Source organism: Dokdonia sp. 4H-3-7-5 (assembly GCF_000212355.1).
Lineage (GTDB): Bacteria > Bacteroidota > Bacteroidia > Flavobacteriales > Flavobacteriaceae > Dokdonia.
This window is the reverse complement of sequence record NC_015496.1, coordinates 3,146,763-3,166,004: the sequence shown is the minus strand read 5'-3', so window position 1 is coordinate 3,166,004 and position 19,242 is coordinate 3,146,763. Positions and strand designations below refer to the sequence as shown.

Here is a 19,242-nt window from a genome sequence, read left to right as displayed (position 1 = left end):
TTTTATAACAAATAAATCCCGCTAGTTGCGGGATTTATTTGTTATACTATAAGTTGTTACGCTTTCGCGAAAGCGTGCTTGAATAAATACTATTCCTCTTCGTCGCTTTCTGGCATTCCAAAAAAGCTGAAGGCATTCCCACCATAATTACGTGTTTGTACATAATTAGGAAACGAGTCCATTTTAGTATATTTTCCGTGTTCTATGATCAAGGTACCATCTTGATCTAGCAGATTTTGTTTAAAAACAAGCGTTGCTATTTTTTCAAAATCCTTAATGTCGATGTCATAAGGTGGATCTGCAAAAATGATATCATAAGTGCCTCTTGCACGCTCTAGATATTTAAATACGTCACTTTTTATGGTTTGAATTGAAAATTCAAACTCCTCTGCCGTTTTATTTATAAACTGCACACAACCATAATTTGCATCTACGGCTGTAATCTGGTCTGAGCCGCGTGAGGCAAACTCATAACTTATATTTCCTGTACCAGCAAAAAGGTCTAAAACCCTAAGTTGGCTCATATGGTAATTGCTTCTCAGAATATTAAACAATGCTTCCTTTGCCATATCTGTGGTAGGGCGTACGGGTAATTTTTTTGGAGCAGCGATGCGGCGTCCTTTATATTTTCCTGAGATTATTCTTGTCATAGTAGTGTTGCGAGTAGAGATTGAGATCTTGTGAGGCTGGTAGACGGACTATCTTTAATAATAAGATGTCTGATGTACGTATGTGCTATACTATAAAATTCGTCGTCCTTTTCTATAATACCTGTAAGTGTTACAGGTGTATTTTCTGGATTGAGTTCTAGTTGCTCTAGAGTGAATAGTAGGTAATATATAAAATCTTCCTTGGCGCGTATCTCAAACCTATTAATAAAAAGTAGTTTTTTATTCTTTACAACGCCCATCTCAAAATACGAGCTTTGTAAATTTATTAATACTTGAGCTTCTTCATTATTAGAATACTCCGTAAGAAGATGTTTTGCAAATATTGTAGTACTGTGATAATACTCAAACGATCCAAAAGTGTCAAAGAAGAAGTTGTTTACGTTTGAATAGGGCACATAAACATTGATAAGATCATAAAAATCTATGGTGTCGTGAGCTATATAATCAGTACTTAAAATCTTTGTATTAAACTTAAGATAGTCTGCTGCCTTCTCACTATCAAATAGCGCCTGTGGGACAATTGTAAACAATTCGTTAGCATATACCACAGTAACCTTAGAAAAGGGTTGTGCGAGCGCCTCTATCTCTTTGAAAGCCTTTTCTATTTCAACGAGTAGGGTTGTAGGATTCACGTTTTCGCGAAAGCATACTACCTCTGCATCCTTTACGTCCTTAGAATGGATATGTTGAGTAAAAAAAGAAAGTCCATCCAAATGTATTTGGATGGACAGACTATATAATGAGTTAGAATGACCTTGATTAATCATCAACACCGTAACTTTTTGGGAAGTTACTGTTAGTATTAATAGAAACCATTGATCCTATAGTTAATGCATCTCCATTTACACCGTCTACAGATACGATTTGCTTTTCTTTAGCAACATAATCTTTAGGTTGGTCTGCAAGTAATATATCTTTCTTTAAAGAAATTTCAAATACTGGATACATGGTGTTGTTTTTTTCAATTTCTCCAGCGTCCATAGTATACTTTGCATCAATCCCTTCAATAGGTACATTGATCATTGTCTTATAACGATCTGAACCTTTAAATAAAGAATCCTTTACTGACTTAGTTCCTAAAGTATCTATTATTACGATATTCTTTTTTGTGTCGACACGGAAACGCTTAGTTTTCTCTACATCAAGAACCGAAGTATCTCTACGTTGAGTTATTGTGAACTCAGCTGTATCAATAAAACGAACTAGTTTGTCAAAGTCTTTTTCATATTTACCTGTTACAGTTTTATGAGCTAACTGAGCTTTACGTAGGTCTCTCATGTTAGTAATAGCGGCCTTATATCGCTTTTCTTTTATTTCATTAAATTCTACCTCTCCCCAAACTGCGTTAAAAAGAAGGTAACCTAAAGCGGCAATTACTACCCAAAGTACAAGCTGTATTACTAGTTTCATGTAATGATGTTTAAAATTAGTTATGGTTAGGAACAAATCTACAATTTTTTTTTACACACAAAAATTTATTATCTCATTTTTCATTATGTAATTTGCGAGCATTCTCAACCTCCTATGATTAAAGAACCCAGAGCATTTTACAAGCAGCTAGTTAAAGACTTTGTGCACACACCTACTTTAAAGCAAGACAGGCTGTTAGAGCAATTGTCTACTTTTCTATTTGACACCTCTAAGGATAAAGTGTTTGTTCTTAAAGGGTTTGCAGGTACAGGTAAAACAACAGTAATTGGGACTGTAGTTAAAAATTTATGGCAAGCTGGCATGACATCTGTGCTCATGGCACCTACAGGAAGAGCTGCAAAGGTGGCGAGTAATTACAGTAAAAAACAAGCCTATACCATCCATAGAAAAATTTATTTCCCCAAAAAAGAGCGTGGAGGCGGCGTGTCTTTTAGTCTGCAGCCCAATAAGCATAGAAACTGCATTTTTATAGTTGATGAAGCATCTATGATCTCTGATCGAGCAGCAGAGTCTAAGTTTTTTGATAATGGATCACTACTGGATGATATGATGCAATACATTTATAGCGGTCATAATTGTAAGCTCATTCTGGTAGGTGATGAGGCGCAGTTACCACCAGTAAAGCTTGATATGTCACCTGCACTTGACATTAATTTGCTTTCCATGCAGTATAATAAAAATGTCGAGACCATACAGCTTGATGAAGTAATGAGGCAAGCAGAGGATAGTGGTATCCTTATGAACGCAACCGCTTTAAGAGAGCAACTCTCTGAAGAGTTTTATGAAGATTTTAAATTTGACATCGCAGGATTTACAGACGTGGTGCGACTTATAGATGGCCATGAGATTATGGATGCCATCAATGACTGCTACAGCAGTGTAGGTACAGAAGAGACAGCCATCATCGTACGGTCGAACAAACGAGCAAACTTATATAATCAGCAAATAAGAAACAGAATTCTATTCCAAGAAGAGGAGATATCTGCTGGAGATCACTTAATGGTGGTAAAGAATAACTACTTCTGGATTGATGCAAAAAGTGATGCTGGATTTATTGCAAACGGCGATATTGTAAAGGTGCTAGAAATTCTAGCGATTAAGGAACTCTACGGTTTCCGTTTTGCAGAGGTAAAAGTGCAAATGGTAGATTACCCACAGATGCAACCTTTTGAAACTGTTGTCATGCTTGACGTACTTACCCTTGAGACGCCAGCACTTCCATATGAGCAAGGTGACACCTTATATAAGGAAGTTCAAAAAGATTATGCAGACGAAACTTCTAACTATAAACGTTTCCAAAAAATAAAGAATAATAAATTCTTTAATGCCTTACAGGTTAAATTCTCCTATGCGATCACCTGTCACAAATCACAAGGTGGACAGTGGGATAATGTTTTTATAGAACAACCCTATCTTCCTGACGGTATGAATAAAGATTATTTGAGATGGTTATATACGGCCATCACACGATCTAAAAGTAAGCTGTACTTAATAGGTTTTAAAGATGATATGTTTATAGAAGAGGCTTGATGTTATAGTTTTTTTAGAGCTATTTCCCGCTTTACGTTACAATTCCTCATCGCGGCTACGCCAGCTCTTGCGGTATTTTCACTGCAATCGGGGCTAGGGTTAGGTTAGTACGTTGGCACTTTTCTTTTTCATTCTTACCTTATGCACATTATTAGTTAAGTTTACCGTTATGAGTTTTGAATTAATTGTAAGTATCATTCTAGGGTTTTCTCTAGCGGCATCTGCAGGCTTTAGAGTGTTTGTCCCTTTATTAGTATTAAGTCTCTCGGCTCATTTTGGTTGGTTTCCTGTAAACAATTCATGGGAATGGGTGGGAAGTGTTCCCGCATTAGTGTTACTAGGAGTCGCCACAATTTTTGAAATAGGAGCTTACTTTATCCCTTGGGTAGATAATATTCTAGACACTATATCAGTACCACTAGCTGCAGTAGCAGGTACATTATTAATGGTAGCAACGATGGGAGATATGGATCCTACCATCACTTGGGCACTTGCCATTATTGCTGGAGGCGGAGCAGCGGCAGCAGTTTCTGGCACTACAAGTGCTACAAGATTAGGAAGTACAGCAACCACTGGCGGACTCGCAAACCCGGTAATCGCTGGGACAGAAACAATTGCTGCGACTACAGTCTCTGTGGCAAGTATATTTTCTCCTATTTTGGCACTAATTCTCGTATTATTATTAGTGGGCTTAGTTTGGAAGGTAATTCGTCGTCTTAGAAAAGCATAGCTTTTGTACTCTTTTCATTAACTTCGCTACTTGTTTTGAGGTGATGTATGACGCTGTCGAGAAACTCGTACCGAATTCACTTCGGGAAGCGTAAATACAACCCTTGTAATTTTCTAAAAACATCTCTTTTGAGTAAACAACTTAAAATTATAGCCATGATTCCTGCTCGCTATGCAGCTTCACGTTTCCCAGGGAAAATGATGAAGGATTTGGCTGGTAAGCCAGTAATTGTGCGCACTTACGAGAGTACTATTGCAACAGGACTTTTTGACGAAGTATTTGTAGTTACTGATAGTGAAGTTATTTACAAAGCGGTAGAAGATGCTGGAGGTAAAGCAATCATGAGCATAAAAGAACATGAGTGTGGTAGCGATCGTATTGCAGAAGCTGTTGCAAGTCTTGATGTAGATATTGTGGTAAATGTACAAGGTGATGAGCCTTTTACTACACGAGAAGATCTTGCACCGGTACTAGATGTATTCTATGGCGACGATGCAGATCAAATAGATCTTGCAAGTGTAATGATGCCTATGACTGATGTAGTAGAAATTGAAAATCCTAATAACGTAAAAGTGATTGTAGATAATGCAGATTTTGCTTTGTACTTTTCTAGATCTCCTTTGCCTTACGTGAGAGAAACTACAGCTGATATCACAACCTACAAACATAAGGGAATATATGCTTTTAGAAAGCAAGCTATTTTAGACTTTGCTTCTATGAACATGACACCATTAGAAAAAGCAGAAAAGATAGAATGCATTCGCTTTTTAGAATATGGTAAAAAGATAAAAATGATACGTTCTTCCAAGCTAGCCATAGGAATTGATACTCCAGAAGATCTTGAGAAGGCAATAAAAATTTATAAAGATTTATAAAAGTTATGGGATTTTTTAAATGGATATATAACGATGTTATAGGATGGAAAGCAATAGGTGATTTTTCTCAAGATACTGTAAAAAAAGCAGTGGTAATCGCTGTACCGCATACCAGTTGGCATGATTTCTATATGGGGATTTTATTACGAAGCGCACTTGATGTGAAAATAGGCTTTATAGGAAAGAAAGAACTGTTTAAGTGGCCTATGGGTCTTCTTTTTAAGGCAATGGGAGGCGCACCTATAGACAGAACTCCAGGTCAAGATAAAGTACAGTCTATCGCAGATGTCTTTAAGGATAAAGAAGAATTTAGACTTACAATCGCTCCAGAAGGAACGCGTAAGAAAGTTGATAAACTAAAAACCGGCTTTTATTACATAGCCTTAGCAGCAGAAGTACCTATCATTATGGTAGCTTTTGATTTTGGCAAGAAAGAGCATCGTATTTCTAAACCATTATATCCATCTGGAAATATTGAGGAAGATATGAAAACTATCTATACATTTTTTAAAGGAGCAGTAGGGAAGGTGCCTGAGTATAGTTTTACTCCAGAGGAATAGAAGAATTGTTACAGACGTAAAAAAGGCTCAATTACAAAATAGTAATTGAGCCTTTTTAGTAACATATGTGTTAAACTTATGCTTCAGTGTATGTTCCTGCTGTTTTCTTTCTCCATGCATCCAGCATCCAGCTTGTTTTTTCTAATTCACGTATATATGCTCCAATGAGGTCAATAGTCCCCTCGTCACCAGCCTCATCTGCTTTCTTCACAACAGCACTTAGTTGTTTTAAAATAATTCCATGATCTTCAAGAATGTTATCGACCATATCTCTATCTGATAAATCTGATTTTGCCTCTTTGATGCTTGATTTTTCTAAGTAGTCAGAAAGATTACTAGTAGGTGCAAAACGTAGTGTAAGAATTCGCTCTGCGATTTCGTCAATTTTCAACTTGGCGTCGTCATATAATTCTTCAAATTTAATATGTAAATCAAAGAAATTAACTCCTGAAATATTCCAATGAAAGTTACGAAGCTTTTGATAGTACACGTGGTATTCGGCTAATAGTGTGTTAAGCTCGTTTACAGTATGATTAGTTTTTTCTTTATCTAAGTTTAGGTAATTCATAGTTCTTTTTTTTTGTTTTATGTAAAACTACGAAGTAGTGTTCATTAGTGTTAAAATTAGAGTTGGTTTAGTATAAGTTTAACCCATTATACTAAGATTATCGTAAAATAGACATAGTTCTCTAGACAGTCAAAATACTTTATATTTGCTCAAAATTAATTTTATGAATGACAATTTATATAATCAAGTCGAGGGAAAAAAAGTATTAGTAACGGGAGGAGCTGGATTTATAGGTTCGAATATTTGTGAGGTATTGATTGAGCATGGAGCAATAGTAACTTGTTTAGACAATCTAGCTACGGGTCACAAGCATAATCTTGATGCTATTATGTCAAATCCTAACTTTACCTTTATAGAAGGAGATATTAGAGATATCAACGTATGTAAGAGCGGTGTTTCTAATTGTGACTATGTTCTTCATCAAGCTGCACTAGGATCGGTACCTAGATCTATTCAAGATCCTGCAACAAGTAATGAAGTAAATGTGGGAGGTTTTTTGAACATGCTTATAGCGTCTAAAGACAAGGGGGTGAAGCGCTTTGTGTATGCTGCGAGTTCCTCTACTTATGGTGATTCTCAAGGATTACCAAAGCAAGAAGATATTATTGGGAAGCCATTATCACCATATGCAATTACAAAATATGTAAATGAATTATATGCAGATGTATTTCATAAAACATATGGATTGGATTGTATAGGTTTGCGATATTTTAATGTTTTTGGTCGTAAGCAAGATCCCAATGGGGCGTATGCCGCTGTTATTCCAAAATTTACAAAATTATTAATGGACCATGAATCGCCAGTGATGAACGGTGATGGTACATTTTCTCGTGATTTCACGTATATTGACAATGTTATTCAAATGAATATTCGTGCTATGCTTACCGAGAATGAGGAAGCAATGAATACTGTATACAATGTTGCTTACGGAGAAAGAACTGATTTAAACGAACTTGTTGCGATACTAAAAACTGAATTAAGTCAGTTTGATAGTGAAATTGCGGATGTTGAAATAAAATTTGGACCAAAAAGAGCTGGGGATGTTCCACATAGCCTAGCGAGTATTGATCGCGCAAGAAGTAGAGTAGGGTACGACCCACAATTCAGTATTAAAGACGGACTCAAAGAAGCAATGGCATGGTACTGGAAAAATTTAAAATAGAGTTTTTTGCTTTCGCGAAAGCATAAAAAATATAGATATGACAAAAATAAAGGTAGGAGTTATTGGATTAGGTTATGTTGGATTACCACTGGCTAGGTTATTTGGGACTAAGTACAATACGGTAGGATTTGATATCAACAAAAAACGTATTGCTGAACTTCAATCAGGCACAGATAGTACATTAGAGGTTGCTGACGAAGTGTTACAAAGCGTTCTTAAAACTGATAATAATGACTTAAACGGTTTGTTATGTAGTGCAGATAGTAAGGATATTGAAGATTGTAATTATTATATAGTAACCGTTCCGACTCCGGTTGATAAAAATAACAGACCTGTTCTTACCCCTTTATATAAAAGTAGTGAGACTGTAGGTAAGGTTTTAAAGAAAGGTGATATCGTAGTTTACGAGAGCACTGTTTATCCTGGTGTAACAGAAGATGAATGTGTGCCTGTTTTGGAACGTGTAAGCGGACTTAAGTTTAATGTAGACTTCTTTGTAGGCTATTCTCCAGAACGTATCAATCCAGGAGATAAAGAACACACTGTCGAAAAAATTTTAAAAGTAACCTCTGGAAGTACTCCAGAAATAGGAAAGAAAGTAGATGATTTATATAGCTCTATCATTACCGCAGGAACGCATCTAGCTCCAACTATTAAAGTAGCAGAAGCTTCTAAAGTTATAGAAAACTCACAACGTGATATCAATATTGCTTTTGTAAATGAACTAGCTAAGATTTTTAATTTGATGGGTATTAATACTCATGATGTCCTAGAAGCAGCAGGTACAAAGTGGAATTTTTTACCATTTAAACCTGGCCTAGTAGGAGGACATTGTATAGGTGTAGACCCATATTATCTAGCACAGAAAGCACAAGAATTAGGATATCATCCAGAAATTATTTTAGCAGGTAGACGTCTTAATGATAGTATGGGGGCATATGTAGCTTCGGAGGTGGTAAAGCTTATGCTTAAAAACGATATCAAAGTAAAAGGGTCTGAGTTATTGATTCTTGGAATTACTTTTAAGGAGAATTGTCCAGATGTACGTAACACGAAAGTTACAGACGTTATTAGGCATTTGAAAGAATTTGGGGTTAATGTAACCATTTATGATCCATGGGTAAATGCTGCCGAAGTAGACCATGAATACGGACTAGATGCTCTTACAGAAGTTCCAAACCAAAAATATGATGCTATCGTACAAGCTGTGGCGCATAAAGAATTTGCTTCTTTAGATTTAAATTCTCTTAAGAATGATAAATCTGTAGTTTATGACGTAAAAGGGGTGTTAGGTAATAAAGCAGATGCTAAGCTGTAATGAACATTCTTATTACAGGTGGAGCAGGTTTTATAGGGTCTCACGTGGTGAGACTATTTTTAGAAGTTTTTCCTAAAAGTCATATTTACAATCTTGATATTCTTACTTATGCTGGAAACCTAGAGAACCTTTCCGATGTAGAAGCGTCTAGCAATTATACATTTATAAAAGGGGATATCAATGATGCCCCTTTTTTGATGAATCTGTTTTCTAGTTACCAATTTGATAAAATAATCCATCTAGCGGCAGAATCACATGTTGATAGAAGTATAAAAGATCCTTTAGCATTTGTACAGACTAATATTATTGGTACACTTAATCTTCTTAACGCAGCAAGAAGTATTTGGAAAGAAGATTACTCTTCAAAACTTTTCTACCATATCAGTACAGACGAAGTCTACGGTTCACTAGGTGAAAGCGGACTCTTCACTGAAACTACTTCTTATGATCCAAATTCGCCCTATGCAGCCTCGAAGGCAAGTTCAGATCATTTTGTAAGAGCTTATGGGGAGACCTATGGTTTGCCATATATTATTAGCAATTGCTCTAATAATTATGGTCCTAACCAATTTCCAGAAAAATTAATTCCTTTATTTATCAATAATATTATCGAGGGTACATCTTTGCCTGTTTATGGTGATGGTAATTATACGAGAGATTGGTTATTTGTGAAGGATCATGCGGCTGCAATAGCACTTATATTTGAAAAAGGTATATTAAAGGAAACCTATAACATTGGCGGTTTTAATGAGTGGAAAAATATTGACTTAGTAAAGCTATTGTGTGATATAATGGATGATAAGCTTTCGCGAAAGCGGGATTCTTCAAAATCACTTATAACTTACGCGAAAGACCGTCCGGGTCATGATAAGAGGTATGCAATAGATGCAACAAAAATTGAAAAAGAACTTGGTTGGAAACCATCTGTTACTTTTGAGGAAGGTTTAGAACTTACTGTAAATTGGTATCTTGAAAATAATCAGTGGCTCAAAAATGTAACTTCTGGAGCTTACCAAGAATATTATAAGAAAATGTACTCATAATGAAAGGTATTGTACTTGCAGGCGGCTCGGGCACGCGTTTATCACCACTTACCATAGCGGTAAGTAAGCAGTTGTTACCCGTGTATGATAAACCTATGATTTTCTATCCTATCTCTGTATTAATGCTTGCGGGTATAAGAGAGATATTGATAATAACTACACCTGAAGATAGACACCTTTTTGAGCGTTTACTTGGTGATGGTAGCTCTTTAGGTTGTTTGTTTTCTTATGAAGTGCAAGAATCACCTAACGGGCTTGCAGATGCATTCATAATAGGCGAATCGTTTATAGGGACTGATAAAGTTGCCTTAGTATTAGGAGATAACATCTTTTACGGTAATGGTCTTAGTCAGTTATTGCAAAGTAAGAATGATGTAGATGGTGCGGCTATTTTTGCTTATCCTGTTAGAGATCCAGAACGATTTGGTGTTGTGGCTTTTGATAAGGAAATGAAAGCAACAAGCATTGAGGAAAAGCCTAGTACACCAAAATCTAATTACGCAGTTCCTGGAATTTATTTCTATGATAACGAGGTAGTGGGGATTGCAAAGAAAATAAAACCGTCAGAACGCGGAGAGTTAGAAATTACTACAATTAATCAAGAATATCTCGAGAAGAAAAAACTTTCAGTAGGTATCATGAGTAGAGGTATGTCTTGGTTTGATACAGGTACAGTAGACGCGCTAGATGATGCAACAGAATTTATAAGAGTGATACAGCGCAATCAAAGTACAATGATAGCATGTCTTGAAGAAATTGCTTACAAAATGAATTGGATATCATACGAAGCACTTAAGGCAAGTGCATCAAGGTATGGTAAAGGTGCTTATGCACAATATATAAATACACTATAGTGGAATTTCAAAAAACAGTATTCAAAGATTTAATTATATGCACTCCAAAGGTATTTGAAGATGACCGAGGATATTTTTATGAATCGTATAATTCAGAAGCTTTTGAAAGGTTCGCGGGTTTTTCCCCATTGTTTGTTCAAGATAATCAGTCTAAATCATCTTTCGGAGTACTAAGAGGACTCCATTTTCAGATAGGAAAACATGCGCAATCTAAACTTGTAAGAGTAATTGAGGGTAAGGTGCTAGATGTTGTTGTAGATCTTCGTAAGGAAGAACCTACTTATGGAAAATCTTTTGCTATCGAACTTTCAGGTGCTAATAAAAAGCAGCTCTTTGTACCTAAAGGAATGGCGCATGGGTTTATTACATTGAGTGATACTGCTATCTTTGCATATAAGTGTGACGCGTTTTATGATCAAAAAAGTGAACGTGGACTTGCTTACAATGATGTATCATTAAAGATTGATTGGTTGCTTAACGAGCATGAATTTCTGCTTTCCCCTAAGGATTTAGAAAACCCTATGCTCAGCGAACTTAAAAACATTTCTTTTTGATGAATGTTACTGCGAGTAATAGAGAGGTCACTTTAAAAAAGATTGTAGTCACTGGAGCTCTTGGTCAGCTAGGGATGGCGTTACTAGAGCAGTCTAAGCATCATGCTGATTTTGAGTATATATTTCTTTCTAGAAAGGACCTTGATATAACTTCTCGTGATAATATCTCAATAGTACTAGATAAACATCAACCAGATGTTGTTATTAATACTGCTGCATATACAGCCGTAGATGCTGCCGAAGACGATAAAGATCAAGCTTTCCTTATAAATGAAGCAGCTGTGGGTTATCTCGCCGAGGAGTGTAAAAAGCGAAAATGTGCACTAATTCATATATCTACGGATTATGTTTTTGATGGAGATAAATCCACTGCATATGTAGAAAGTGATAAGCCTAATCCGCAAACAGTTTATGGTGCGTCAAAACTAGGCGGAGAACAATTAATTGAGGCATCCAATATAACAAAATACGCTATTATTCGTACGTCATGGGTTTACAGTGTGTACGGTCATAATTTTGTAAAAACAATGCTGCGATTAGGGGAAGAGAGGGGACAGCTCTCTGTTGTCAATGACCAGTTGGGTTGCCCTACCTGGGCAAATGACCTTGCAGATACTATTTTAACTGTTGCACGAGAATTGAAAGAAGATAGTTTTGGTGTATATCATTTTTCTAATAAGGGAAGTATTACTTGGTATGATTTTGCGAAAGCTATCTTTGAGCACGCACAAATCGATGTGCTCATAACTCCAGTTACAAGCGATTTATTTCCTACCAAAACAAAACGACCTAAAAATAGTGTGCTAGACACGCATAAGATTGAAAAGCAATTTAAAGTTGATACTCCAGAATGGAGTAGTTCGCTACAAAAAATGCTCAAAAGACTAAAATGAATAAATCTTGGAAAACTATCGCAATTCAAGCTGCAATAAAAGCAGGGGAAGTTATTATGGATGTTTATCGTCGTGACTTTGATGTTACACATAAATCAGATAATTTTCCACTCACTGAGGCAGATCTTAAAGCTCATGAAGCCATTGTGACTCAGCTCGAGCAAACTGGGATTCCAATATTGAGTGAGGAAGGAAGTGAAATACCTTTTGAAATTCGTACAAAATGGGATCAATTTTGGATGGTAGATCCTCTAGATGGTACTAAGGAGTTTGTAAAACGCAACGGCGAGTTTACGGTAAATATCGCTTTAGTGGTAGGTCACAGACCTGTTTTTGGTGTGATTTATGTCCCTGTGCATAAAACTATATATGCTGGTGGATCTGATGATGGAGCTAGTTATAAGTTGGTTGGTCCAAAAGATGATATTTCTTGGGAAACGTTGATAAATAAGGTAATCCCGCTTTCGCGAAAGCTTAAAAACTACAATAACCTTAATCATGTCAAAGTAGTCACTAGTCGCTCACATTTAAATTTAAAAACCCAGGAATTTGTAAATGACTTGCAGAATGCAGGTAAAAATACAGAAGTAGTACCATCTGGTAGTGCGTACAAGTTTTGTCTTGTTGCAGAAGGAACTGCAGATGTGTATCCTCGTTTTGGGCCTTGTATGGAATGGGATACTGCAGCAGGAGACGCTATTTGTGAAGGAGTAGGAGGAGCTGTTTATGTTGAGCATACAAGTAAGAGACTATTCTACAATAAAGAATCACTTTTTAGTCCTAACTTCGTAGCACACTAATTGATTTATGAAAATTCTTGTTACTGGCGCTGCTGGATTTATAGGCTATCATCTTTGTAAACGCTTATTGAGCGAGGGTCACACTGTGGTAGGCCTCGATAATATAAATGATTATTATGACCCACAACTCAAGTTTGATAGACTTAAAGAGCTGGGTGTGGTGAGGGAACAGGCAGAAAAGTGGAATACACTTTCTACTAGTAATCTAGAAGACAACTTCCTATTTATTAGATTAAATCTTCAAGATAGGGAAGGGTTACCTATACTGTTTAAAAGAAATTCATTTGATCAAGTCTGTAATCTCGCAGCTCAAGCAGGAGTGCGGTACTCTATAGATAATCCAGAAGTATATGTAGATACTAATATTGTGGGTTTCTTGAATATTTTGGAATGCTGTAGAGATTGTAAAGTTTCAAAATTGGTTTATGCTAGTAGTAGCAGTGTTTACGGTAATAGTAAAGAGGTCCCTTTTACAGAAAAACAGTCTGTAGATGAGCCTATAAGTATTTATGCAGCGACCAAAAAATCTAATGAGTTAATGGCGCATACGTATAGTCATCTATTTAATATAGAGACTATAGGACTACGATTTTTTACCGTTTACGGACCTTGGGGAAGGCCTGATATGGCCATGTTTTTATTTACAGATGCTATATTAAATAAGAGACCTATTAAAGTTTTTAACGAAGGTAATCTCTCACGTGATTTTACATATATATCAGATATCATAGAAGGGGTAATAACAGTAATTACTGGTACTTCGCGGACTAAAAAACCAATCTATAATATAGGGAATAGTGAACCGGTCAAGCTGTTAGATTTTATTACGGTATTAGAATCGGAGTTAGGTATAACTGCTATAAAGCAAATGATGCCTATGCAAGATGGCGATGTACACAGAACATGGGCAGATGTTTCCTCATTACAAAATGATTTTGGCTATGCGCCATCCGTCTCTGTTGCAGAGGGAATTGCAGCTTTTCTAGCTTGGTACAGGTCTTATTATTAAAATTTTAGAGCTTCACTATTCAATTAATTCTGTAAATTGATTTATTACCTTATATTTTGAGTGATGGTATCATTAATTTATATATTTGCGAGCTTAAACAAAATTTATAATGTCTGTAAAAAATATCTGTTGTATTGGTGCTGGCTATGTGGGAGGTCCTACAATGTCAGTCATAGCTCAAAAATGTCCACATATTAATGTTACTGTTGTAGATCTTAATAAAGAAAGGATTGCTGCATGGAATGATGAGGATTTAAATAAGCTACCAATTTATGAACCAGGTTTAGATGCAGTAGTAGGTGAGGCTAGAGGTAGAAACTTATTCTTTTCTACAGAAGTAGACAAAGCTATTGACGAAGCAGATATGATATTTATTTCTGTAAATACTCCGACAAAAACTTATGGGGTAGGTAAGGGAATGGCCGCAGATTTAAAATTTATTGAACTTTGCGCAAGGCAAATTGCTAGAGTTGCTACAACTAATAAAATAATTGTTGAAAAGTCAACTTTACCGGTAAGGACTGCTGAAGCACTTAAGAGGATTTTAGAAAACACAGGTAATGGTGTACAATTTGATATTCTTTCAAATCCAGAATTTTTAGCAGAAGGTACAGCAATAGAGGATCTTCAAAACGCTGATCGAGTACTAGTAGGACGAGAAAATACAGAGAGAGGAATTGCTGCAGCAAAGAAACTTACAGATATCTATGCTAATTGGCTTACTCCAGAAAGAATTTTGACGACTAATGTTTGGTCTTCTGAACTTTCTAAACTAACTGCAAATGCATTCTTAGCACAGCGTGTATCGTCTATAAATGCCTTGTCGGAATTGTGTGAAGTTACTGAAGCAGATGTTAATGAAGTAGCACGAGCAATTGGTTCAGACTCTAGGATAGGTCCAAAATTTTTAAAAGCATCTGTTGGGTTTGGTGGGTCTTGTTTTCAAAAAGATATATTAAATCTTGTATACATTGCAAAATCCTATGGTCTTGATGAAGTAGCAGATTATTGGGAACAGGTCATTATTATGAATGATCATCAAAAAAGGAGATTTGCAAAGAAAATAGTAGAAACATTATTTAATACAGTTTCTGGTAAAAAAATAGTCTTGTTAGGTTGGGCTTTTAAAAAAGATACTAATGATACAAGAGAATCTCCTGCTATATATGTAGCAGATTATTTGTTAAGTGAGCAAGCGGAGGTTGTCGTATACGACCCTAAAGTGCCATCAGAAAAGGTCTATGCAGATTTAGACTATTTAAATACGAGATCTGAATCAGAAAACAAATCATTGGTTACAGTGGTGAGTAATCCAGCTGAAGCATTTAAAGATTCCCATGCGATTGCAGTGTGCACGGAGTGGGATGAATTTAAAAGTTACGATTGGAATTCCATATATAATGATATGTTGAAACCTGCATTTGTTTTTGATGGAAGAGCTATTTTAGATATTGATAATTTAAAATCAATTGGTTTTGATTGTTATAGTGTAGGTAAAGGATAGTTGACCTAGGCATATTTGTTTTATTAATTTATTAGCGTTTATGGTAATTCAGTTTTTTTTTAAAGTATTTACATTTTGTGTATGAAATATATTAATTGCGTTGTACTGATTGTTTTTTTATTGTTTTTTACTATAGGTCATTCTCAATCTTTCGACCCTAGTAATTTAAAGTCACTTGATATTGATGCTTTGTCTGATGAACAAGTAAGTTTATACTGGGAACGTGCACAAGATGAAGGTTATAGTTTAGGTGATTTAGAATTAATAGGTGCATCTCGAGGGCTTTCTAAGAGCCAAATCACTAAACTTAAGCGCCGTATCGAAAGTTTGCCAGTAACCTCAGGTATTGGTAGTTCTTCGCAAGAGGAAGTAGTTGATTCGAAAGTCGTAAGAAAAGCACCAGCTAGCGACGAAAGAAGATTCGGCAGAGGTGAATTGGAAAATACATCTACTTCTATTTCTAATCCCTTGTTCGGGTTTGATTTTTTTAATAACCCAAATATATCTTTTGAACCTGCTCTTAATTTAGCTACTCCAGAAAATTATCAGTTAGGTCCAGGTGATCAAATAACTATATCTGTTTTTGGTGCTGCCGAAGATGTTTTTGAACGCACTGTAGGGGCCAATGGCTCTATAAATATCCCAAATTTGGGGCCAATAGTTTTAAGTGGTCTGACAATAAAAGAAGCAAGAACAAAAGTAAATGGGCGTTTTAAATCAATTTATAGTGGTATTTCAGCCCAAGAAAATAGTCCTTATAGAGTTAATGTTGATCTTTCTCTTACTGGTATAAGAAGAGTTCAAGTTAATATTATAGGCCAAGTAAAGGTTCCCGGCACCTATAGTTTATCAGCTCTTTCAAATGTTCTTAATGCCCTTTATGCTGCTGGTGGGCCTACTGAGAATGGGACTTTTAGAAATATACTTATTGTAAGGGATGGTATTGTTATAGGTAATTTTGATATTTATAAATATATCATTTCAGGAAATACTGAAGGTAATTTATTTATTAAGGATCAGGATGCAATTATTGTAAGACCTTATGATAAGCGTGTAAATGTAACTGGGGAGGTAAAGCGTCCAGGTCTTTATGAGGTCTTACCCAATGAATCTTTTACTGATTTGAGTCTTTATTTCGGAGGATTTACATCAAATGCTTATAAAGAGAAAGTTGTTATTGAACGCGTTGAAGGCGCTCAGCGTTCAGTAAAAGAAATTGACGTATCTGAATCTAATGTAGCCTTGGTAGATGGGGATCTAATTGATATTCAACCTATAACCGATCGTTTTGTTAATAAAATCACCATCGAAGGGTCAATTTATAGGCCTGGATCTTATGAGTTGCAAGCAGATATGAAGCTTTCTGATTTACTTCAAAAATCTCTCGGACCAACAGATGATGCTTTTTTAGAACGCGCGATTTTATATCGTACTAATAAAGGGCTTAAGAAGGAGGCTATTTCTTTTTCTATTAATGAAGTAGTTAGTGGAGATTTTGATATCTTATTAAAAAGAGAAGATGCTGTAAAAGTGTTCAGCAGTAGTTCATTAGAAGATTCAATGACATTATCTATAAACGGAGCAGTAAATGATCCAAAAACAATTCCATTTATTGATGGTTTAAAAGTTGGTGACCTTATTGCTTTAGGGGGCGGGTTTAGAGATGGCGCAGATCCTCTTTCTGTAGATGTTTTTAGACGCGTTGTAGACGAAGATTTAAGCACGGAGAGTAAAATTTTGAAATGGTCTGGAAATGAGGAGCTTTCAGTCGGCATAAATACAGATTTTGAACTGAAGCCTTTTGATAGAATCTCTGTTAGATTTAGAAAAGGTTTTGTCAAGCAACAAAGTGTTTCCGTAAAGGGTGAGGTTTTTTATCCAGGAGAATACTCAATCGTTTCTAAAAACGATCGTGTATCAGATTTGATACAAAACGCTGGAGGCCTTTCGCCATACGCAAATATCAAAGGAGCAACATTAATTAGAAAATTGAGAGTTCGTGATGAAAAAACACAAAGAGCTTTAGTCGAAAATCTGAGTGATGATGGGGAAATTATTAATGAAAATAATGATAAGGAATTCAGAATTGCACTAGATTTAGAAAAGATACTTAGCTCTAATAAAAATAAATTAAAATATGATATTATTTTAGAGGAGGGTGATCAATTAACAATTCCCTCATTCAAGCAAACGGTAGAGGTTCGAGGAGAAGTCCTAGCTCCCGCTCTAATTCGTTTTGATAAGCGAAAATCATTAAAAAGTTATATTAACGGTTCTGGAGGTTTTACCTCAAATGCAAAGAAAGGAAAAGTTTATGTAATTAAGGCTAACGGAGAAGTTTCCTCTACTAAAAAGTTCCTTTTCTTTAGAAACTACCCAGATGTAGAGCCTGGGTCGGTAATTTTAATTCCACCTAAGCCAGAGAGAACAGGTGGCCTGTCTGTACAAGAGATAATAGGTATAACTACTGGGCTAGGGACTTTAGGATTGTTAGTTGATAGATTAGCAAATTAAATAAATTATTATTGACTAATTATATCTCGAAACGATAACTTATGAAGAAGGAAAGTACATTCGATGTAGAGTATATCATAACAAATTTATTAAAATTTAAGAAGTTGATATTATTTTCAACATTTTTTATTTTTGTTATGAGTATTATTATTATGTGGGGTACACCAAAAATGTATAGCTCACATACTTCTTTTATCCTTCAAGTTTCAGAAGGCAAAAAGCTCAATAGCAATATAAGTAGTGTTGCAAAATTGGTGGGTATTAATGTAGGTGGAGGAGGTAATGAAAATTTAATTTATCCTACACTTTATCCAATTATTTTTAAGAGTGGTCCTTTTCAAAAAAAGCTATTAAATTCTGAGATTACTAGTAGTTATGAAAGCTCCCCTATAACAATAAGTGAATATTTAGGTAAATATCCTCAAACGAGCAGCCTCGATGTTATCCTTGGCTATACAATAGGACTTCCTGGAAAAATAGTAAATGCAATAAAATCTAATAAAAGCCCTGCAATTAGTGATCAATTCAAAAAGATATCTGATTCAACCTTAGTTTATCTTTCGCCTAAAGAAGAAGAGAGAATTGGCTTTCTTTATGAAAATCTTAGTCTTGGTGTAAATGAGGATGATGGTATTATAGAGATTAACAGCTCATTTCCTGAAGCTCTAGCATCTGCTCAAATTGCCGGGATTATTCAAAATCACTTGCAATCCTATATAATAGAAAGTAATATAAAAAAGACAAGAACTGAGTTTCAATACATCACTGATCGTTTAGAAGAAGTTAAAGATGATTATGAGATTAAGAGAGCAATTCTTGCAAATTATCAAGATCGTAATATAAATCTTAGAAGTAACATTGCATTAAATAGATTAACTCAACTTGAAAACGATTTTGAACTAGCATCGGAGGTTTATTCAAATGTTCTTAGTGAACATGAGAGTATGAAATTGCAGCTCAAAAGAGATACACCTGTATTTATGACGATAGAACCGCCCGCAGTTCCACTCAATGCAAGCTCTCCCAAGAAGTTAAGAGGTGTAATTCTCATAACATTATTTGGTTCACTTTTAGTTATTGCACTAATCTATTTAAGAATAATTATTCTAGACTATGCGCGTGTATTTTTGAAAAAATAAAAATTGAAGACTCGCATAAAAATTGAAATTTAAAATTTGAATTTAGTATATAATTTTTAATTTAAAATTTAGAAGAAATTTTAAATT

General features: G+C 35.4%; 19 protein-coding genes. 15 read left to right on the top strand and 4 right to left on the bottom strand.

What is annotated here, in order from left to right; genetic code table 11:
* Positions 1 to 89: 89 nt before the first annotated feature.
* From KRODI_RS14025 to KRODI_RS14015, 3 genes are read right to left on the bottom strand one after another with little or no spacing between them, the layout of a single operon-like run.
* Positions 90 to 650, bottom strand: a complete 561-nt coding sequence (locus tag KRODI_RS14025) for an RsmD family RNA methyltransferase (protein ID WP_013752281.1) — start codon at positions 648 to 650, stop codon at positions 90 to 92.
* Entirely contained in the window at positions 647 to 1,438 is a 792-nt protein-coding gene (locus KRODI_RS14020; protein ID WP_013752280.1) for a DUF3822 family protein, read from the bottom strand. Before KRODI_RS14020 ends, KRODI_RS14025 begins: the two co-directional genes overlap by 4 nt.
* Positions 1,431 to 2,081 carry a hypothetical protein gene (locus KRODI_RS14015; protein ID WP_013752279.1) on the bottom strand — a complete coding sequence of 217 codons (651 nt, stop codon included), beginning with the start codon at positions 2,079 to 2,081 and terminating at the stop codon, positions 1,431 to 1,433. The genes KRODI_RS14020 and KRODI_RS14015 overlap by 8 nt, the downstream gene beginning before the upstream one ends.
* A gap of 114 nt (positions 2,082 to 2,195) precedes the next feature.
* On the opposite strand from KRODI_RS14015, the gene KRODI_RS14010 reads away from it, so the two are divergent.
* The 4 genes from KRODI_RS14010 (at position 2,196) to KRODI_RS13995 (ending at position 5,797) form a co-directional block, all read left to right on the top strand.
* Positions 2,196 to 3,632 (top strand): ATP-dependent RecD-like DNA helicase, encoded by a 1,437-nt coding sequence (locus KRODI_RS14010; protein ID WP_013752278.1) that lies wholly within the window; start codon positions 2,196 to 2,198, stop codon positions 3,630 to 3,632.
* Between the two features lie 169 nt (positions 3,633 to 3,801).
* Complete coding sequence (locus tag KRODI_RS14005) at positions 3,802 to 4,362, top strand: DUF4126 domain-containing protein (protein ID WP_013752277.1); 561 nt, start codon at positions 3,802 to 3,804, stop codon at positions 4,360 to 4,362.
* A 155-nt stretch (positions 4,363 to 4,517) separates the two neighbouring features.
* Positions 4,518 to 5,237 carry a 3-deoxy-manno-octulosonate cytidylyltransferase gene (gene kdsB / locus KRODI_RS14000; RefSeq protein WP_013752276.1) on the top strand — a complete coding sequence of 240 codons (720 nt, stop codon included), beginning with the start codon at positions 4,518 to 4,520 and terminating at the stop codon, positions 5,235 to 5,237.
* A 5-nt stretch (positions 5,238 to 5,242) separates the two neighbouring features.
* Positions 5,243 to 5,797, top strand: coding sequence for a 1-acyl-sn-glycerol-3-phosphate acyltransferase (locus tag KRODI_RS13995; RefSeq protein WP_013752275.1), 555 nt, complete (start codon positions 5,243 to 5,245; stop codon positions 5,795 to 5,797).
* A 76-nt stretch (positions 5,798 to 5,873) separates the two neighbouring features.
* Here the strand turns inward: KRODI_RS13995 and KRODI_RS13990 are convergent, their stop codons facing one another.
* On the bottom strand, positions 5,874 to 6,365 hold the full coding sequence (locus tag KRODI_RS13990; RefSeq protein ID WP_013752274.1) for a Dps family protein: 492 nt from the start codon (positions 6,363 to 6,365) through the stop codon (positions 5,874 to 5,876).
* Positions 6,366 to 6,528: 163 nt separating this feature from the next.
* Here KRODI_RS13990 and KRODI_RS13985 point away from each other — a divergent pair, with 163 nt between their 5' ends.
* The 11 genes from KRODI_RS13985 to KRODI_RS13935 all read left to right on the top strand — a co-directional run bounded on the left by KRODI_RS13985 (position 6,529) and on the right by KRODI_RS13935 (position 19,155).
* Positions 6,529 to 7,527: an SDR family oxidoreductase gene (locus tag KRODI_RS13985; RefSeq protein WP_013752273.1), complete on the top strand. Its 999-nt coding sequence runs from the start codon at positions 6,529 to 6,531 to the stop codon at positions 7,525 to 7,527.
* Positions 7,528 to 7,564: 37 nt separating this feature from the next.
* Positions 7,565 to 8,845 (top strand): nucleotide sugar dehydrogenase, encoded by a 1,281-nt coding sequence (locus KRODI_RS13980; protein WP_013752272.1) that lies wholly within the window; start codon positions 7,565 to 7,567, stop codon positions 8,843 to 8,845.
* On the top strand, positions 8,845 to 9,888 hold the full coding sequence (rfbB, locus tag KRODI_RS13975) for a dTDP-glucose 4,6-dehydratase (protein WP_013752271.1): 1,044 nt from the start codon (positions 8,845 to 8,847) through the stop codon (positions 9,886 to 9,888). The genes KRODI_RS13980 and rfbB overlap by 1 nt, the downstream gene beginning before the upstream one ends.
* Complete coding sequence (gene rfbA / locus KRODI_RS13970; protein WP_013752270.1) at positions 9,888 to 10,742, top strand: glucose-1-phosphate thymidylyltransferase RfbA; 855 nt, start codon at positions 9,888 to 9,890, stop codon at positions 10,740 to 10,742. The genes rfbB and rfbA overlap by 1 nt, the downstream gene beginning before the upstream one ends.
* Positions 10,742 to 11,296 carry a dTDP-4-dehydrorhamnose 3,5-epimerase gene (rfbC, locus tag KRODI_RS13965; RefSeq protein ID WP_013752269.1) on the top strand — a complete coding sequence of 185 codons (555 nt, stop codon included), beginning with the start codon at positions 10,742 to 10,744 and terminating at the stop codon, positions 11,294 to 11,296. Before rfbA ends, rfbC begins: the two co-directional genes overlap by 1 nt.
* Positions 11,296 to 12,189 carry a dTDP-4-dehydrorhamnose reductase gene (rfbD, locus tag KRODI_RS13960; protein WP_013752268.1) on the top strand — a complete coding sequence of 298 codons (894 nt, stop codon included), beginning with the start codon at positions 11,296 to 11,298 and terminating at the stop codon, positions 12,187 to 12,189. Before rfbC ends, rfbD begins: the two co-directional genes overlap by 1 nt.
* Positions 12,186 to 12,989 carry a 3'(2'),5'-bisphosphate nucleotidase CysQ gene (cysQ, locus tag KRODI_RS13955; RefSeq protein WP_013752267.1) on the top strand — a complete coding sequence of 268 codons (804 nt, stop codon included), beginning with the start codon at positions 12,186 to 12,188 and terminating at the stop codon, positions 12,987 to 12,989. Before rfbD ends, cysQ begins: the two co-directional genes overlap by 4 nt.
* A gap of 7 nt (positions 12,990 to 12,996) precedes the next feature.
* Positions 12,997 to 13,998 (top strand): NAD-dependent epimerase, encoded by a 1,002-nt coding sequence (locus KRODI_RS13950; protein WP_013752266.1) that lies wholly within the window; start codon positions 12,997 to 12,999, stop codon positions 13,996 to 13,998.
* Between the two features lie 109 nt (positions 13,999 to 14,107).
* The gene (locus tag KRODI_RS13945) at positions 14,108 to 15,502 is read left to right on the top strand and encodes a nucleotide sugar dehydrogenase (protein ID WP_013752265.1); all 1,395 of its coding nucleotides are present in this window, start codon (positions 14,108 to 14,110) and stop codon (positions 15,500 to 15,502) included.
* A gap of 81 nt (positions 15,503 to 15,583) precedes the next feature.
* Complete coding sequence (locus KRODI_RS13940; RefSeq protein WP_013752264.1) at positions 15,584 to 18,016, top strand: SLBB domain-containing protein; 2,433 nt, start codon at positions 15,584 to 15,586, stop codon at positions 18,014 to 18,016.
* Between the two features lie 41 nt (positions 18,017 to 18,057).
* Positions 18,058 to 19,155 carry a hypothetical protein gene (locus KRODI_RS13935; RefSeq protein WP_013752263.1) on the top strand — a complete coding sequence of 366 codons (1,098 nt, stop codon included), beginning with the start codon at positions 18,058 to 18,060 and terminating at the stop codon, positions 19,153 to 19,155.
* Positions 19,156 to 19,242: the final 87 nt, after the last annotated feature.

Bases quoted from the DNA above. Each gene is read 5' to 3' on its own strand.
- KRODI_RS13985 (WP_013752273.1), top strand. From the start codon at position 6,529: ATGAATGACAATTTATATAATCAAGTCGAGGGAAAAAAAGTATTAGTA.
- KRODI_RS14025 (WP_013752281.1), bottom strand. From the start codon at position 650: ATGACAAGAATAATCTCAGGAAAATATAAAGGACGCCGCATCGCTGCT.
- rfbB (WP_013752271.1), top strand. From the start codon at position 8,845: ATGAACATTCTTATTACAGGTGGAGCAGGTTTTATAGGGTCTCACGTG.
- KRODI_RS13980 (WP_013752272.1), top strand. From the start codon at position 7,565: ATGACAAAAATAAAGGTAGGAGTTATTGGATTAGGTTATGTTGGATTA.
- rfbA (WP_013752270.1), top strand. From the start codon at position 9,888: ATGAAAGGTATTGTACTTGCAGGCGGCTCGGGCACGCGTTTATCACCA.
- KRODI_RS14020 (WP_013752280.1), bottom strand. From the start codon at position 1,438: ATGATTAATCAAGGTCATTCTAACTCATTATATAGTCTGTCCATCCAA.
- KRODI_RS13945 (WP_013752265.1), top strand. From the start codon at position 14,108: ATGTCTGTAAAAAATATCTGTTGTATTGGTGCTGGCTATGTGGGAGGT.
- KRODI_RS14015 (WP_013752279.1), bottom strand. From the start codon at position 2,081: ATGAAACTAGTAATACAGCTTGTACTTTGGGTAGTAATTGCCGCTTTA.
- KRODI_RS13995 (WP_013752275.1), top strand. From the start codon at position 5,243: ATGGGATTTTTTAAATGGATATATAACGATGTTATAGGATGGAAAGCA.
- cysQ (WP_013752267.1), top strand. From the start codon at position 12,186: ATGAATAAATCTTGGAAAACTATCGCAATTCAAGCTGCAATAAAAGCA.
- KRODI_RS14005 (WP_013752277.1), top strand. From the start codon at position 3,802: ATGAGTTTTGAATTAATTGTAAGTATCATTCTAGGGTTTTCTCTAGCG.
- KRODI_RS14010 (WP_013752278.1), top strand. From the start codon at position 2,196: ATGATTAAAGAACCCAGAGCATTTTACAAGCAGCTAGTTAAAGACTTT.
- KRODI_RS13935 (WP_013752263.1), top strand. From the start codon at position 18,058: ATGAAGAAGGAAAGTACATTCGATGTAGAGTATATCATAACAAATTTA.
- KRODI_RS13950 (WP_013752266.1), top strand. From the start codon at position 12,997: ATGAAAATTCTTGTTACTGGCGCTGCTGGATTTATAGGCTATCATCTT.
- kdsB (WP_013752276.1), top strand. From the start codon at position 4,518: ATGATTCCTGCTCGCTATGCAGCTTCACGTTTCCCAGGGAAAATGATG.
- KRODI_RS13990 (WP_013752274.1), bottom strand. From the start codon at position 6,365: ATGAATTACCTAAACTTAGATAAAGAAAAAACTAATCATACTGTAAAC.
- KRODI_RS13940 (WP_013752264.1), top strand. From the start codon at position 15,584: ATGAAATATATTAATTGCGTTGTACTGATTGTTTTTTTATTGTTTTTT.
- rfbD (WP_013752268.1), top strand. From the start codon at position 11,296: ATGAATGTTACTGCGAGTAATAGAGAGGTCACTTTAAAAAAGATTGTA.